The sequence below is a fragment of the Scytonema sp. HK-05 genome (assembly GCF_963872035.1).
Classification (GTDB): domain Bacteria; phylum Cyanobacteriota; class Cyanobacteriia; order Cyanobacteriales; family Nostocaceae; genus Kalymmatonema.
This window is the reverse complement of record NZ_CAWMYC010000135.1, coordinates 31,897-46,802: the sequence shown is the minus strand read 5'-3', so window position 1 is coordinate 46,802 and position 14,906 is coordinate 31,897. Positions and strand designations below refer to the sequence as shown.

At 44.8% G+C, this 14,906-nt stretch carries 12 protein-coding genes and 1 pseudogene; 6 read left to right on the top strand and 7 right to left on the bottom strand.

The window, feature by feature from the left end:
- Positions 1-40 precede the first annotated feature (40 nt).
- From AACT52_RS30285 to AACT52_RS30265, 5 genes are all read right to left on the bottom strand, one after another.
- Positions 41-328: a Mo-dependent nitrogenase C-terminal domain-containing protein gene (locus AACT52_RS30285; RefSeq protein WP_073634509.1), complete on the bottom strand. Its 288-nt coding sequence runs from the start codon at positions 326-328 to the stop codon at positions 41-43.
- A gap of 72 nt (positions 329-400) precedes the next feature.
- Positions 401-850: a hypothetical protein gene (locus tag AACT52_RS30280; RefSeq protein WP_073634508.1), complete on the bottom strand. Its 450-nt coding sequence runs from the start codon at positions 848-850 to the stop codon at positions 401-403.
- 200 nt (positions 851-1,050) lie between these two features.
- Complete coding sequence (locus AACT52_RS30275; RefSeq protein ID WP_073634507.1) at positions 1,051-1,428, bottom strand: response regulator; 378 nt, start codon at positions 1,426-1,428, stop codon at positions 1,051-1,053.
- Positions 1,418-4,717, bottom strand: a complete 3,300-nt coding sequence (locus tag AACT52_RS30270; RefSeq protein WP_073634506.1) for a response regulator — start codon at positions 4,715-4,717, stop codon at positions 1,418-1,420. Before AACT52_RS30270 ends, AACT52_RS30275 begins: the two co-directional genes overlap by 11 nt.
- Before the next feature lie 199 nt (positions 4,718-4,916).
- Complete coding sequence (locus AACT52_RS30265) at positions 4,917-7,421, bottom strand: response regulator (protein WP_073634521.1); 2,505 nt, start codon at positions 7,419-7,421, stop codon at positions 4,917-4,919.
- Positions 7,422-7,718: 297 nt separating this feature from the next.
- On the opposite strand from AACT52_RS30265, the gene AACT52_RS30260 reads away from it, so the two are divergent.
- The 4 genes from AACT52_RS30260 to aroF all read left to right on the top strand — a co-directional run bounded on the left by AACT52_RS30260 (position 7,719) and on the right by aroF (position 10,607).
- Positions 7,719-7,907, top strand: a complete 189-nt coding sequence (locus tag AACT52_RS30260; RefSeq protein WP_143172920.1) for a hypothetical protein — start codon at positions 7,719-7,721, stop codon at positions 7,905-7,907.
- A 190-nt stretch (positions 7,908-8,097) separates the two neighbouring features.
- Complete coding sequence (rpsO, locus tag AACT52_RS30255; RefSeq protein ID WP_073634505.1) at positions 8,098-8,367, top strand: 30S ribosomal protein S15; 270 nt, start codon at positions 8,098-8,100, stop codon at positions 8,365-8,367.
- Positions 8,368-8,379: 12 nt separating this feature from the next.
- Positions 8,380-8,847: a PAM68 family protein gene (locus tag AACT52_RS30250; RefSeq protein ID WP_073634504.1), complete on the top strand. Its 468-nt coding sequence runs from the start codon at positions 8,380-8,382 to the stop codon at positions 8,845-8,847.
- A 701-nt stretch (positions 8,848-9,548) separates the two neighbouring features.
- Positions 9,549-10,607, top strand: coding sequence for a 3-deoxy-7-phosphoheptulonate synthase (gene aroF, locus AACT52_RS30245; protein WP_073634503.1), 1,059 nt, complete (start codon positions 9,549-9,551; stop codon positions 10,605-10,607).
- A gap of 85 nt (positions 10,608-10,692) precedes the next feature.
- Here the strand turns inward: aroF and AACT52_RS30240 are convergent, their stop codons facing one another.
- On the bottom strand, positions 10,693-11,598 hold the full coding sequence (locus tag AACT52_RS30240; RefSeq protein WP_073634502.1) for a hypothetical protein: 906 nt from the start codon (positions 11,596-11,598) through the stop codon (positions 10,693-10,695).
- Between the two features lie 69 nt (positions 11,599-11,667).
- Entirely contained in the window at positions 11,668-12,261 is a 594-nt protein-coding gene (locus tag AACT52_RS30235; protein ID WP_073634501.1) for a DUF1517 domain-containing protein, read from the bottom strand.
- Positions 12,262-12,957: 696 nt separating this feature from the next.
- On the opposite strand from AACT52_RS30235, the gene AACT52_RS30230 reads away from it, so the two are divergent.
- Both AACT52_RS30230 and AACT52_RS30225 read left to right on the top strand, forming a co-directional pair.
- On the top strand, positions 12,958-13,797 hold the full coding sequence (locus AACT52_RS30230) for a prephenate/arogenate dehydrogenase (RefSeq protein ID WP_073634500.1): 840 nt from the start codon (positions 12,958-12,960) through the stop codon (positions 13,795-13,797).
- A gap of 410 nt (positions 13,798-14,207) precedes the next feature.
- Positions 14,208-14,795: pseudogene (locus AACT52_RS30225) on the top strand (Uma2 family endonuclease).
- The last annotated feature ends 111 nt before the right edge of the window (positions 14,796-14,906 follow it).

Sequence of the window (14,906 nt, the reverse complement as noted above, 5' to 3'; positions counted from 1 at the left end):
TAGTCGCCCGGATTTGTGCCAGAAAATAATTGAATGTAAGTCAACAATAAACTGTGACATCCTCACCACATTCATCTGCAAGATAGACTAAAGACTTAAAGCGAAGCATAACTAATTGTTCGTAGAAAGGATTCAGCTTACACAACGGAGGAATGTACAAAATGGTATGATTAAATAGACTAACCTTCCGTTCAAAAGGACAACGAGATGGAATAAGTTTACATAATAATTGAGCGACTTTGTAGTTACGAATTTCCAAAGACTCAAGCCATTGGCGTAGTGTTTGCAAAGGGTTTATATTGAAATTTATCAAAGTTATGATTTTCATAAGTGAGATCCAATGCTGAAGAATGATGTATATTTTAGTGCAATATTTTAGTGTTTTAAGCATTGCACTAAATTAGTAAAAGATCACCTGATCATTGACTTGGATAATTTCTGCCATCAAAATACTATCAGCATCAGAAATATTTTGAAATAACACAATTTTTGCAGTTGTATTAATCAGTATTGTCCTGTCAGTAGTAGCGCTAAAATCTTTACCTAAAATGCAACCCTGGCTAATTAATTTTTGTATAGCAAGCATAACAAAATGCTCTTTTAATGAAATGCTTGCGTCAAGGTAAGGGAAATTTTGCCAAAGCCATTTGCAAGTTTCAGGAGCAGATTCAGCTAGGTCAAACATTGCCGCATTCATTACATTTGCTGTACATGTTGAACCCAGTATGCTTATTAATGTCTGTTCACAAGTTTCTACTAAGGCTTTATCTCTAAGCTTTAAAATATATGCGAACAAAGCGACAGCAGAATTAAATTCATGAAATTCTTTTTCAAAATCTTGTTCGTACATGAATATTCTCCCTTCTCTCAAAATTCCTTGTGGTCTTAAAAAATCTGCAAGAATTAACTACCAAAGCTCATTTCAGTAAACTCACTGTAGTCGTTAATTTATTGCAGTTGGTGATTTTCCAAACTGAGGTCACCTGATATTTTTAAAGTTAAAGTCTAAAAATGAAGAATTCGTGGAGAAGGGAAAATTTTTTCAAATGCCTAATACCAGCCCAAAGCTTCTGTAAGCTGGTCACTCAAAGTCATGGGGTTGAAAGGTTTGGCAATCATGCCGGTCACGCCAAGTTCAGCAAATCGGCGCTGGTCAGTAGATTGCACCTTGGCTGTTAGCAAAATTACGGGAATGTTCTGGGTAGCAGGATTTGCTTGTAATTTCCCAAAAGTAGCAATACCATCCATTTCTGGCATCATCACATCTAGGAGGATAGCGTCGGGTTTTTCAGCTTCAGCTACCTGCAACCCCTCAAAGCCAGATTCAGCAGTAAACACCAGCCAACCGCCTACGGCTTCTAAGGTCAGTTGGGCGACTTCTCGGATATCTTCTTCATCATCAATTATAAGAATGCGTTTAGCTATCACTACCGTTGCCTCCCTTCTTAACTGGAATAATTGGGTGAAGCAGAGTCATCACGCGCTGTTCAAATTCCTCTGGTGTCACGCGACCTTTTGTCAGGAATAGAGTCTGCCCGAGTTTAAGCCGTTCCCGGTCAAAGTTGTTTAAGTCCTTAGCGCAATACACAACCATAGGTACTAAGCATAAACGCTTATGGTGCCGCAACCAGTCCACTACGCCATAGCCATCAACTTCTGGCAGTTCTAAGTCTAAGACCAACAAGTCAGGGATAAGACGCTGACTCAAGTGCAGGGCTTCTCGTCCTGTCCGGGCATGGTGTGTTTCAATGCCGTAGCGCTCGAATATGGCAATCAACACCTGTGCCAGGTCTAAATCATCTTCTACAATCAGAACTTTAATACTCTGGCTATGTTCTCCTGCCAGTGCCCGCTCCAAAGCTTCAAACAACAACCTCTCGTCCGGTGGTTTAACAATCCAGTCGTTTACCCCTAGATGGGGAGCTATCCTAGCATCCGGCATTAGACCACTGAGAATAATAACTGGAATATCTTTAGTTTGTGACTGTTGCTTCAAAACGGCTAAAGTTTCCCAGCCATGCATACCAGGCATCATCAGGTTAAGTAAAATCACATCAGGCTGTAGTTGTTCTGCCAATTGTACTGCCTCTTCCCCCGAAGCCACGCTGGTCACTCGGTAGCCCCGTTGTTCTAGCGTTGTCTGCATGACAGTCCGAACTGAAGAGTCATCATCACACACTAACACCAATGGATAAGTGGAGTTAGGCTCAGTTAGCGGGGCGATAGGCTCTTCCTCTTGCTGTATAGGCAGCAGAATGTAAAAAGTACTACCTTCCCCTAAAGTGCTTTCTGCCCAAATGCGCCCGCCATGATGTTGCACAATACTGCGACAGATGGCAAGCCCTAAGCCGGTACCGCCTTTTTTACGTGCGTCCGAGGCATCAACCTGCTGAAAGCGTCCAAAAATAGTTTCGATTTTATCCGCTGGAATACCCCTTCCTTGGTCACGGATTTGAAAAAGGATGTGGGATTGGGGAGATGGGGAAGTGGAGGGAGATGAGGAGGATGAGGGAGATGAGGGAGATGAGGGAGATGAGGGAGATGAGGAAGAGACTCCTGATTTTGAATTTTGAATTTTGAATTTTGAATTGATTTCTCCCCCTTCTCCTGTTGTCCCCTTTTCTTCGATAATTTCGGCACTTAACCAGATAGCGCTATCTGGAGGTGAAAATTTAACAGCGTTGCTGAGCAAGTTAGTGAAAGTCTGGACAATTCGGTCAGGATCTGCCCACAGCTTAGCTGATACGGGAGAAACAGACAAAGTCACTCCTGCCTTATCTGCCAGAGAACGCATTTCATCTGCTGATTGGAGCATCAAGCTAGCGGCATCACAAGTTTGTTTTGTCATTGTGACTTTGCCTGACTCGATGCGTTCGATATCCAGGATGTCGTTAATGAGTCGGATTAAACGGTCACTGTTATTGACTGCAATTTCTAGCATCCGTTGAGCCTTTTCGGGTTGGGTGTGCAGTACACCACTAGCCACCAAACCCAAGGAACCGCGAATGGAAGTTAGGGGAGTCCGCAATTCATGGCTGACGATGGAGACAAATTCATCCTTGAGTCGTTCTATTTCGCGGCGATCGCTAATGTCCTTCATGAAGCGGTAATGACCAATATAATTCTGCTGTATGTCGTAGGCTTTGACCATAACCACTTGCGTATCAAACTCCGAACCGTCTTGACGTACACCCCTGGCTTCAACCTCCGCCCTACCGTCATTGAGCATTTTTTGATATGCTGCCATCACTTTTTCCCGGTCTTCTGGATGGACAGTCAGTTGCCACTCCAGACCCACCATCTCTTCTGGCTGGTAGCCTGTCATGCTGGCATAAGCCTGGTTAACAGATATGTAATGTCCTTGCTTGTCCAACCGGGAGACACCTTCTACCGCACTTTCCAAAGCGGCTCTCAGATTACTGAGTTCTGCTTCTGCTTGCTTGCGTTCGCGCAGCGCGGCTTGCCGTTCGCTGATATCAAAAACCGTACTCCGACTCATGACATACTGACCTGCCGCATCCTTAATGGCAGTTGCACTCAAAAGTACTGGTAGAATTGTGCCATCCTTGCAAATGAGTTGGAATTCCAAATCATTCACCCAACCGCGCTCCTGAAAAATGGGGAAACATTTTTGGAAAGTGGCTATGCTAGAGTCGGTTAACAGGTCAAAAAACTTTTTCTTTCCAATCACTTCATCTCGTGTATAACCCAACCACTTGAGTTCGGTATCGTTGATACGAATGAAGGTACCGTCTGAGTCTACAGAGTGATAGCCACAAGGTGCGTTATTATACAAATCTTCCAACTCCGCCGCATATTTTTGTAATGTCACATCCGCCTGCTGGCGTTCAGTAATTTCACTGGCTAACTCCTCGTTGATTGCCCTCACTTGCTGAGCATAGCGTCTGGACTTCTGATTCAGATATACTCCCCATGCTAGAAGCACAGCAGTGACCAAACCCCCACCCAATACGACTTTGGGGAGAAGGGAGCTTTCCTGAGCTAGCAATGCTGCCGTTGGTGAAACGCTGACGTCCCAAGTGACACCATCAATTTTGATTTCTGCTTTGTGTAACCATTTCGTTTGCCTCTGGGTGTTAATAGGTTTTTGTTGAGTGGCGTAGATTTGTTCGCTGCCATCAAAAATAGCGACATCATATTTCCGCGTCAGATTCTTGTCTAATATAGTGTCGAGCAACAGCTGCGTGCGAAAAACGCTGACTACGAATCCATCAAAATCGTTGTTTAAAAACAAGGGTATGACCACCAAAAATCCCTGACTTCCTTGAGTCAGAGTCACTGTGCGTGTCATTGTGACCTCGCGGCTTTGCTTCGCTTTTTCCAAAGCACTCCGACGCCGTTCCTCAAAAGCCAAGTTGAGGTTTTGTGCCGCTTCATTTCCTGCTAAAGGAACAATCCAACGCACATAATATGATTTGTCTACCCATTCAATCCCTTGAAAACCGAGAAAATCTTGATAATAGTTTGAAGCATCTGCTTCCCACTCTGTTTTCGGAGTCCCACCTCGTATCTCCCAGCGCTTAGCCATGCGATCCAATGCCTTTGTACGAGTTTGAATCTGAGCCGTGATTTCATGACTCACATTTGCTGCTGCTAATTCAACGTTTCTCCTGATGTAAAGGTCTTGTTGAAAAAGTAATTTCTGCCACAATAACAGAGTGAGAATGAAAACGCTGATGCCTACTATTACAGGCATGAATAGCCTTTGCGAAAACTTTGTTTTAGTTGTACTCCTGCGTGGTTTCATGGCTAAATGAAAGCCCCATTAATAAGTTTTGAAATTGAGTGTGGGGGCTTTGACAATTCAAAATTCAAAATCAAGAAAAAATTTTGAATTTTGAATTTTTCTCCACCCTGCCCTCTCGAATGGCTCCGCAACTTCGTCTTGAGAGGGGTTATTTTGTACGAAGTTGCGGGTGGTAACGGGAAGTTCCACTGCTCAGATTTCTCTGTGATAACACACGATTGCATTTTGCCAATGCTGCTTGATACAGATCTTGCAAGCTATTACCATCGTGTAAATACTGTGAATAACCAGCACTAAATAAAACTTGAAATTGGTTGCCTTCAGGAGCTAAAAACTCCTCTTTACTTAAAATTTCCAAGATTTCCTCTATCCAGCGCTTCCCGTCTTTTTGTGTCATTCCATACATTGCTACAACAAACTCAGCACCACCCCAGCGGCAAAGAATTTCACTTTGAAAGTTTCGTCGCAACAGTCTTCCAAATCTGGACAACACTTCATCTCCCACAGCATGACCGTACTGTTGGTTAATTTGCTGAAGGTAGTCAATTTTGAGGACAGCAAAGCACAAAGGCTGATTGTGGCGTTGGGCTAGGCTCAGTAACTGGTTGATCTCTTGAGTTGACTGGCGACGATTAGCCACTCCAGTCAAAGCATCTATTTCAGATATAGTCCGCAGCATACGCGTTCTGTCTAAACGGTTAAGGATGCGAGTCAGCAGTTCTGGACCAACAATAGGCTTGTTGACATAATCATCCGCACCAGCAGCAAACACGCGTCGCATCGTATCCGCATCAGTGCGTGCAGTAAGAAATAGCACTGGCAAGCCGCAATGGCGGGGGTCATTACGCACAACTTGGCACAGTTCAATCCCCCTCATTTGAGGCATTTCCACATCTAAAACCAGCAAATCTGGGGCTGTGGTTTCCAAGGTCTCCCAAAACTTCAAAGGATTTTCCAGAGTAGAAACTTTTAAACCCCAAGGCTGTAATAAAGAACACACAGCCGATAGGATAACCGGGTCGTCGTCTACAACCATCACTTTAGCCGCAGCCTTACGCGATCGCTGTAGCAGATTTGTGAGTGTCTCCAACAGCAGATCTGAAGCCACTGGTTTTTGTAAACAACCCCGTCCGCCCAAACGAGCTATTTGTACTCGGTCAAGCAAACTATCTTGGTTTGTGATCACCAACACTGGTACTGGAGGTGTACAACAGTTGAGTTCTGCTAACAACCTCAAACCCTCGTCAGCGGTGTTACCACAAAGCTCAAGTACCACCACATCAGGGCGATTGTTAACAAGCTGCTCCCTGGCTAGTGCTGGGTTGGTGGCTATCTGGGAGCGCATTCCCCCATTGGCGGCTGATCTTTCCAATTCCGCAGCCAGTGACTTATCCTGGCTAACCACTAATAGAAAGGGACGTTCATCAACTGCTGATGATTGTTCGGGGGTAGGGTTTGTAGTTGTAACCTGCAACTCTCGGCGCAGCGCCACAACCAGTTCTGACAAGTGCAGTTTTTGCTGTTGAATCAACGGCTTCTCAGCTTCGAGCAACTCTTCTATTTGTCGAGCCAGATGCGAACCATAGCCAAAGCCAAAAAGACCTAAGGAACCCGCCAGCTTGTGAGCTTCTGCGTGTGCTTTTGAGAGCAGTTCATCCTCAAGCGCATCTTGAAGCAATGCTGTCGTAGCCTGTTCAATCACCGTAACTCGCTCGCTGTGCTTGTCTTTGGTACGCTCCCAAACGCTAGCAGTTATTCTTTGAGTGTGCTGTTTTATCTCTTCGGGCGTGGGGGAAGAGGGAGATGAGGGAGATGGGGGAGATGGGGGAGATGAGGGAGATGAGGGAGATAAGGGAGATGAGGGAGATAAGGGAGATGAGGAGACTTTTTCTCCTTTCACCGCGTCCTCCCCTGCTCCCCCTGCTCCCCCTGCTCCCCCTGCTCCCCCTGCTCCCCCTGCTCCTCTGCTCCTCTGCTCCTCTGCTACTCTGAGGCGGTAGCCGATACCATACACCGTTTCAATGGGTTCGTTGACAACTCCGGCTTTTCTGAGTTTCATCCGTAACCCCTTCAGGTGCGTTCTGACGGTATCTTCTCCAGGAGGTTCTTCAAAAGACCACAGCTGGTCTATGATCGCGCTACAGCTAAATATGCGGTGAGGATTGCGAAGGAAAAGCTCTAGCAAACCATACTCTTTTGGAGTCAAATGTAGCGGTTTACTATCGTAGGTCACTTCACAAATACTCGGGTCTAGCCGCAAGTTTTCCCACTCTAGCAGTGGAGGTAAGGCAGAACTTCCCCGTCGCAGTAAAGCGCGGATACGAGCCAGTAACTCTTGGAAATCAAAAGGTTTGGTGAGATAGTCGTCGGCTCCAGCATCTAAACCAACAACTTTGTTTGTACTGCTATCCTGAGCTGTCAACAGGATAATCGGTGATTGTATCCCGTGCGATCGCATCTGCCGACAAAGGCTGATGCCATCTAACTTGGGTAGCATCAGGTCTAGTACAATTAGGTCATAGCTCAAAGCTTCTGCTAGCTCCCAACCAGCTTCACCATCACAAGCAATATCGACAGCGTAGTGTTGGTCTGTAAGCAATTGAGCAAGGGGGTTTGCTATTAGCTCATCGTCTTCAATGACTAAAATTCTCATAGCAGCGTGCGGACCGAAGCGCTCCTCTAAAGAATTGACTGTAAAAATTAGAACCAACTGAACAACAATTAGCCGCACCCACTACCATAACTCAAGCTTAAGGTAGATGCTAGGATTCAATGCAATACTACGTAGGTTTTGGAAAATTTTGACCTGTAGAACTTTCGGATGCAAGGTCTCTACAAGGGTTTTCGGGTTTGCAATTTGCTTATCCGAGCAGTATTGGGATTCAATGTGCTTTGTAAAGCTTTACACTATATTTTGCCAAATGTCTAGGGGAATACAGAGGAGAACACGGTGACAAGGAGACATGCTGAGACACCGCCAATGACGGCTTTCCCTCTCCTGTCTCCGATAGGAGAAGCGCGATACGTGGATGCGGGGACGCAAAGAAAATTTTCTTTGCGTCCCCTCATCTCCACGCCAGTCGCCACCCTAGCGGGAAGCCGCTGCGCGTCTACAAGTCGGGAAACCCGCCCACGGTGAGCCAGCGCTATGGAGGAGGGTTTCCCGCCGCAGGCGACAGGCGTTGGCGCAGCCTCTGGAGGAGGAGATACCCCGAAGCGGCGCTGGCTCCAGAGGCTGCCTCATCCTCCTAAGACCCCACACCCTAAAGATGATGGCTATGATATTATGGGAAACTGCTGCATATATTTAGAAAATAATTCATTGGGTCATGACTTTAACGCAACAGCGCAAACAAGAGTTAATCACACAGTACCAAGTTCACGAAACCGATACTGGCTCCGCTGAAGTCCAAGTGGCTATGCTGACGGAGCGCATTAACCGTCTTAGCCAACATCTCCAGGCAAACAAGAAAGACCATTCTTCGCGGCGGGGATTGTTGAAGCTGATTGGTCAACGCAAGCGTCTTTTATCTTATATTCAGGAGGGTAGCCGAGAACGTTATCAAGCTTTGATTGCTCGTCTCGGTATTCGTGGATAGAGAATACTGCTTATGTCTGCCGAATCTGAACGCAGTCGCTTGCCTTTTGAACCAAATAAAAAGCGCCAAAAACCAGCAAAAGCAAAAAGCGCACAACCAGAAACCAAGCAGGAATCTGGGAAACAGGATCACAAGAAGCCACCTTTCACCAAACAAGAAATAGCAATCCCCCAGGTGGTCAGCCAGCGGATGATTCGCCGAGTGGCTGGGTTCTCCGGTATACCAACAGCTTTGGGTATCAGTAGCCTCATTGTCAGCTATCTGCTGTTAATCTACGCTGGCATCAAACTACCTCCCATCGCGGTGTTACTGGTGAACATGGGATTTTTTGGTTTGGGGGTGCTGGGGATAACTTATGGTGTTCTCTCTGCCTCCTGGGATGAAGACAGAGTCGGAAGTCTGCTGGGCTGGAATGAGTTCACTACTAATTTCGGGCGAATGGTGGCAGTTTGGCGTGAAACTCGCCAAAAAAATGTATAGTAAGCCACATTTGCGCTCAAAGAAAGGGCATTCAAAGTATGGCACCTTCCCTGCGGCACGCGCTAACGCCCTAGGTGCTAGGTGCTATGAAAATTCAAAAAAAGAATACAAGCCCCCACTCGCTGCTCAAACATTCAAAAGCACCGAAGTTCTGTTAGCGTATCTCCTGCACAGACGCTGTGCGAACGCGTAGCGTGTGCCAAAGGCACTCAGCTCCTCCGTTCGCGAAGCGTCTCCGGAGGAGACAGGAGGCTCCGAGGTTTCCTCGGATCAGACTTCTCTCAAAATTCAAAGTTTAAAAAGAATTTTGAATTTTGAATTAATAATTTTGAGTTCACCTAAGGGCGTGAGCAGCGTTGAGAGACTAAATAACTGCGGTATTGGGTAGATTTGAAAAAAATAATGTTGAAGTTTAAATTTTGTAACTTCAACATGACTAATTCAAAATTTATGCTTTGTTTAGCTGCAATATTCAGTCACGAAACTGCTGAGCGCTATTATTGAATAATTGATTTTTCTTTGCTGGTGGACTTTTTCCAATCATCTTGTCTTAATGATCTTGAACCACAGATGAACACCAAACTTTATCTGTGGTTTTATTTAGTTTTATTTCTTTAAGAAAGACTTGGTTAAAAATTTAATTACAGAATATAACTAGCAATATATTCTAAGATACAACTCAATTAAACAGGAACTTTAGCATGATTGTAGTGATGAAAATTGGTTCCCCTGAGGCGGAAATAGACCGTCTGAGCAAGGAACTCGGCACTTGGGGGCTGACACCAGAAAAAATTGTTGGTCAGCACAAGGTAGTAATTGGTCTGGTTGGCGACACCGTTGACTTAGACCCTTTGCGAATCCAGGAAATTAGCCCCTGGATCGAACAGGTGTTACGGGTAGAAAAGCCTTTCAAACGGGCTAGCCGCCAGTTTCGTCACGGGGAAGCTTCTGAGGTGGTGGTGAACACTCCCAATGGACCAGTTTTTTTTGGTGAACATCACCCTGTAGTTGTCGTTGCTGGTCCGTGCTCAGTAGAAAATGAAGAAATGATAGTAGAGACAGCGCGGCGAGTCAAAGCATCTGGGGCACAGTTTTTACGAGGTGGCGCATACAAACCCCGGACTTCGCCTTACGCCTTCCAAGGACACGGCGAGAGTGCTTTGGAATTGTTGGTAAAGGCGCGGGAAGAAAGCGGGCTGGGCATTATCACAGAAGTCATGGATAGTGCAGAACTGGAGAAAATTGCCCAAGTAGCGGATGTCGTCCAGGTAGGCGCAAGGAATATGCAGAATTTCTCCCTATTGAAGAAAGTGGGAGCGCAGCCAAAACCAGTTCTTTTAAAGAGAGGAATGGCTGCAACCATTGAAGATTGGTTGATGGCTGCTGAGTATATTCTGGCAGCAGGAAATCCAAATGTGATTTTGTGTGAACGGGGAATTCGCACCTTTGACCACCAGTACACCCGGAATACCCTCGATTTATCAGCAGTGCCAGTGTTGCGAAGCCTGACTCACCTACCAATTATGGTTGATCCTAGCCACGGCACAGGCTGGGCTACACATGTACCTTCCATGTCTCTAGGGGCGATCGCCGCTGGATGTGACTCTTTGATGATTGAGGTTCATCCCAACCCGGCAAAAGCCTTATCTGATGGTCCACAATCTCTAACTCCAGAACGTTTCGACCGCTTGATGCAAGAACTTGCAGTGGTTGGCAAAGCAGTTGGGCGTTGGCAGAACCCAGCTGTTGCCGTAGCATAAACTGTTTGACATTCTCCCCACCCTGTAGAGGGATGGGGATGTAAGGCGGTTTTGGGTAAAGACGCGCCATGGCGCGTCTCTACAATTATCTGCGTCTACCACCAAAACCAGTTGAGCGCGGGGTTCGAGAACGACCGCCACTACCAAAACTGCTACCGCTAGGACTGCGTCTGGTGGTGCTGCTACCAGAGGGTCTTAGGGTACTACCGCCAAAACCGGAACCAGTAGCGCGGCTACCCGTATTGGTATTTGGGACAGTGCGCCGTACAGTGGAAGAACCACCAGGATATGACCTTCTAATCGTTCCTGTACTGCGGAAAGCAGTCCGGTTTCTCTCTACTGCAGGGGGTGCATTGTAACGTGTCCGATAACTTTGAACCGCATCTCCATAGCTGCGACCATAGCCACCGTAGCCAGTTAGCACTCCACCAGGCTGATATGCAGGCGGCACATAATATTGCGGTCTAAACAACATACTACCAATCGCCTGACCTGCCAAAGATCCGGCAACAGAGCCGGCAAAAGGTGCCCAAAAGCTATTTTGTTGACGGACTACAACTGTTTCCTGTTGTCCCGTTTGCGGGTTGGTTCTATTCTCGGTAACGTTGTGGACGTACTCAATTTTGAAATCTTCTGTTAGGTATAAGGCTGGCTGTCCATTCTCTACCTTTAGATAAGTTTTCTTACCTTGCTTGATTTCTTCATCGGTCAGCCGCGCCATTTGTAAATTTTGGGTTCTCAAAGTTGGGGGGTTAGCGTTGAGTAGAAACACCGTGTACTCCCCGTCAGCATCGTTAAAAGTTGCTTGCTGCACCGGATACTGACCATCACTTAGCCTAGTGGTAGCATTAGTGGTAGCAGTAGTTTGATTCCTGTTGCTAGCTTGAGGTGTCGTTTGGTTTGAGCCGCCGCCACCACAGGCGACAGTTGTCAAGGACAAACTCAAAGCTAAAAAAACGGCTGTGAATTTACGCACGATTGTCATGAACATTTGACTATCATCCTATCTCCGAGCTTAACAATTTCTCAATTGGGTGGTAAGTGTGGACGACCCAACCAACTACAAGGGAATTAATTCTGGGTAATATTGTAATAGCTGGTCGTTAGTGAGCTCGTCGCCCAACCGAGCTGGTGAAAAATGCACTTGAATTGCCCGTAGTTTATGCTTGTAATGTAAGTTTATTAGAGCTTTCAAGCCTTCTTTGAGTGCAGTAATATTAGCTAGGTCAGCTTCCAAATCTGGGACTTCTCCCTCAAAAGCCACTGTAATCATCACAACGACATTACGCGTGACAGGAATAGATAAAGGTTCATCGTATCCAGAATCAGAACCAAAATCTGGTTCACTGAGGTAACGTTGGGCAGAGTCTGTAAATAATTCATTCACGTAGTCTCCTGCTTCCCCCTCGGTCCAAAATACGTCGCCTTCATTAGCAGCAGAAAGCCAATATTCATCGTACTGCAATAAGGTTTGGCAAATTTCTACCAATCCTTCTCCCAAAACTTCTATATCACCTTCGGTATCTATGGCTTCCCTTGCAGCACGATTTAAAACTCCCAGAATTGGTGCTACCTCAGATCCACTTAAATGCAGCATAATGCGACAGACCACATACCGAGTCCGACCCATCATTTTATTAAAGGTATCACGCATCTTTTTCCTCCTTTTGAAGGTTGTTGGTTATTAGTTGTAGCTTACTAACTACTAACTAATGACTTATATAATGGAATCCTTTCACAAAATCAACAATCCTACTCAACGATGAAGTCATTGATTTTACTATTTCAGTCAAATTATCATTATAGATATTAGTCGTATCCTCTCTCTTAAATCGTTTTCCTTTCGTTAGGGTGGTCATCCAAAATTAAATTTGGAGTACTATAATTAGTTAAAATTGTTTGTATATGGGCTGGGGAAAAGTCGGTATCTGCTATTTGCAAACAAATTTTCGTTTCTTTTATCATAGTAGCGTTACTTATTGCTTTTTCTTAAAAATTATTTAATAACTCTACCTATTGAGGAACTTTGAAACCGAGGTTAGAAATGTCTTTGGCTGGAAGTTCACTACAACAGAAAGATTTCTCTGGGTAGTTCCTGCATCTTTAAATGAAAGAATAGCTATATAAGTTTTGGGAAATAAACTTTAGTCGCTATTGAGAAAGGAACGTACAAACCCTACAGCGACGCCGAATTTCTATATTATGAGGTTATTTCAGTTGCGGGCATTGCTTGCTTGGCAATTTGGGAATAAGCACCCGAAGGTAGCAAAATTCGCTTTAGAACCATAAACTTCCAGTCTGGGGACGGCGAGGTGGAAGATATGACATAGAATCTCAAAATCACAGATACATGAATATTGGTATTTTAGGACTTGGACTGATAGGCGGCTCTTTGGGTTTGGATTTGCGATCGCAAGGACATCATGTTTTGGGCGTCAGCCGTCGAGAATCAACTTGTGACAAAGCAGTCGCCTTAGGTAGCGTAGATCAGGCGTCAGTTGACATCAGCCTGCTTACAGCGGCAGAAGTGGTATTTATTTGTACACCTATAGGGTTGATTATTCCCACATTTGAGCAGCTCATCGCTCATCTGCCTTCCAACACAGTCATAACTGATGTCGGTTCGGTAAAAACTCCGATAGTTAAGGCGATCGCTCCCCTCTGGGACAATTTTATCGGTGGACACCCAATGGCGGGAAGAACCGATAGTGGTATAGAAGCAGCTATCCCTAATTTATTTGAAAAAAAACCTTACGTGCTGACACCAACAGCAACAACACCAGCTGCTGCTATTACAGTTGTAGAGAAAATAGTGCGCGAACTTGGGGCGACTCTCTACCATTGTTCCCCAGAAGAGCATGATCGAGCAGTCAGTTGGATTTCCCATTTGCCCGTGATGGTTAGTGCTTCATTAATTGCTGCTTGTATGAGTGAAACTGACTCAAATGTGCTGGAATTAGCCCAAAAGTTTGCTAGTTCTGGCTTTCGAGATACAAGTCGTGTTGGTGGCGGGAATCCAGAGTTAGGAGTGATGATGGCGCAGTACAATCGGCAAGCATTGCTCAATTCACTCCAGCAGTATCGCCATAATCTCGACGAATTGATTAGCTTGATTGAGCAGGAAAATTGGACAGCTTTAGAACAACAGTTACAGTCTAACCACAAGGTAAGACCTGAGTTTGTTGAGTAATCTTTAATGATAGTTTCTGGGAGAAACCAGGTTTTTGAGACTTATTAAGTCATATCTTGTCCGGCTAATTAATTATGATTTCCACGTTAATTGCACCCCACCCCTTAATCCCCTCCCCGCAAGCGGGGAGGGGAGGTGAAGCGCAGCTTTACCGGGGTGGGGTTATTCGGGTAATGATAAGTATTGAACCGGACTTGATATCACTCAGGGACTTCCAAATTAAAAAATATCTAACTTTTTCTTGTGGGTAGTGGCACTAAGCGCCCTTCCTATAAACTGGGGGAACCGGGATGCCCACCCCACTGTTAGGGGATTATTTATTTGTTGGAAATCTCTTACAATTAGCTCAAAGGCATTACAAAAAAATTATATCTAAAACACTATAGCTATTATGCATTGAGGAACTGGATATGGTATTACAAACAGAAAAGCGCCATTACACACCACAAGAATATCTGGAATTAGAAGAACGAGTCGAATACAGAAGTGAATATAGAGATGGAGAAATTCTCCCAATGCCAGGGGGAACAACTAACCATAATAAAATTGCTGGAAACTTTTGTAGAAAATTTCCTTTAATAGTACAAGGACAAGCTTATGAAATATATATTATGGATGTAAAGGTATGGATACCTCGTTACCGTCTCTACACTTATCCTGATGTGATGGTCGTCAAAGGTGAACCTATATACGAAGGAACGAATACGACAACTATTACTAATCCAATGTTAATTGTTGAAGTTTTATCAAATTCAACCAAAAATTATGACAAAACTGACAAGTTTAAATATTACCGTTCAATTCCTGAATTTCAGGAATATATTATGATTGACCAGTACAGTTTCTCTGTGGAACAATATGTCAAAAAAGCAGAATGAGAATGGATTTTTAAAGAACATGAAGGGGAAGATGCCGTTTTAGCCCTAAATTCTATAAATTTTAAAATTAGCTTTCGTGATATTTATGAGCGCGTTAATTTTGAGTTGACTGAAGAATAGGAAAGACTCTTGTTTCAACATGATAAGCCGGACAACTGTTCGACTTTGCAATCTAGCAAGCTATCCGACTCAGTTATATATGACTCCAAAAAATCTTAAAAAAATTTGTTT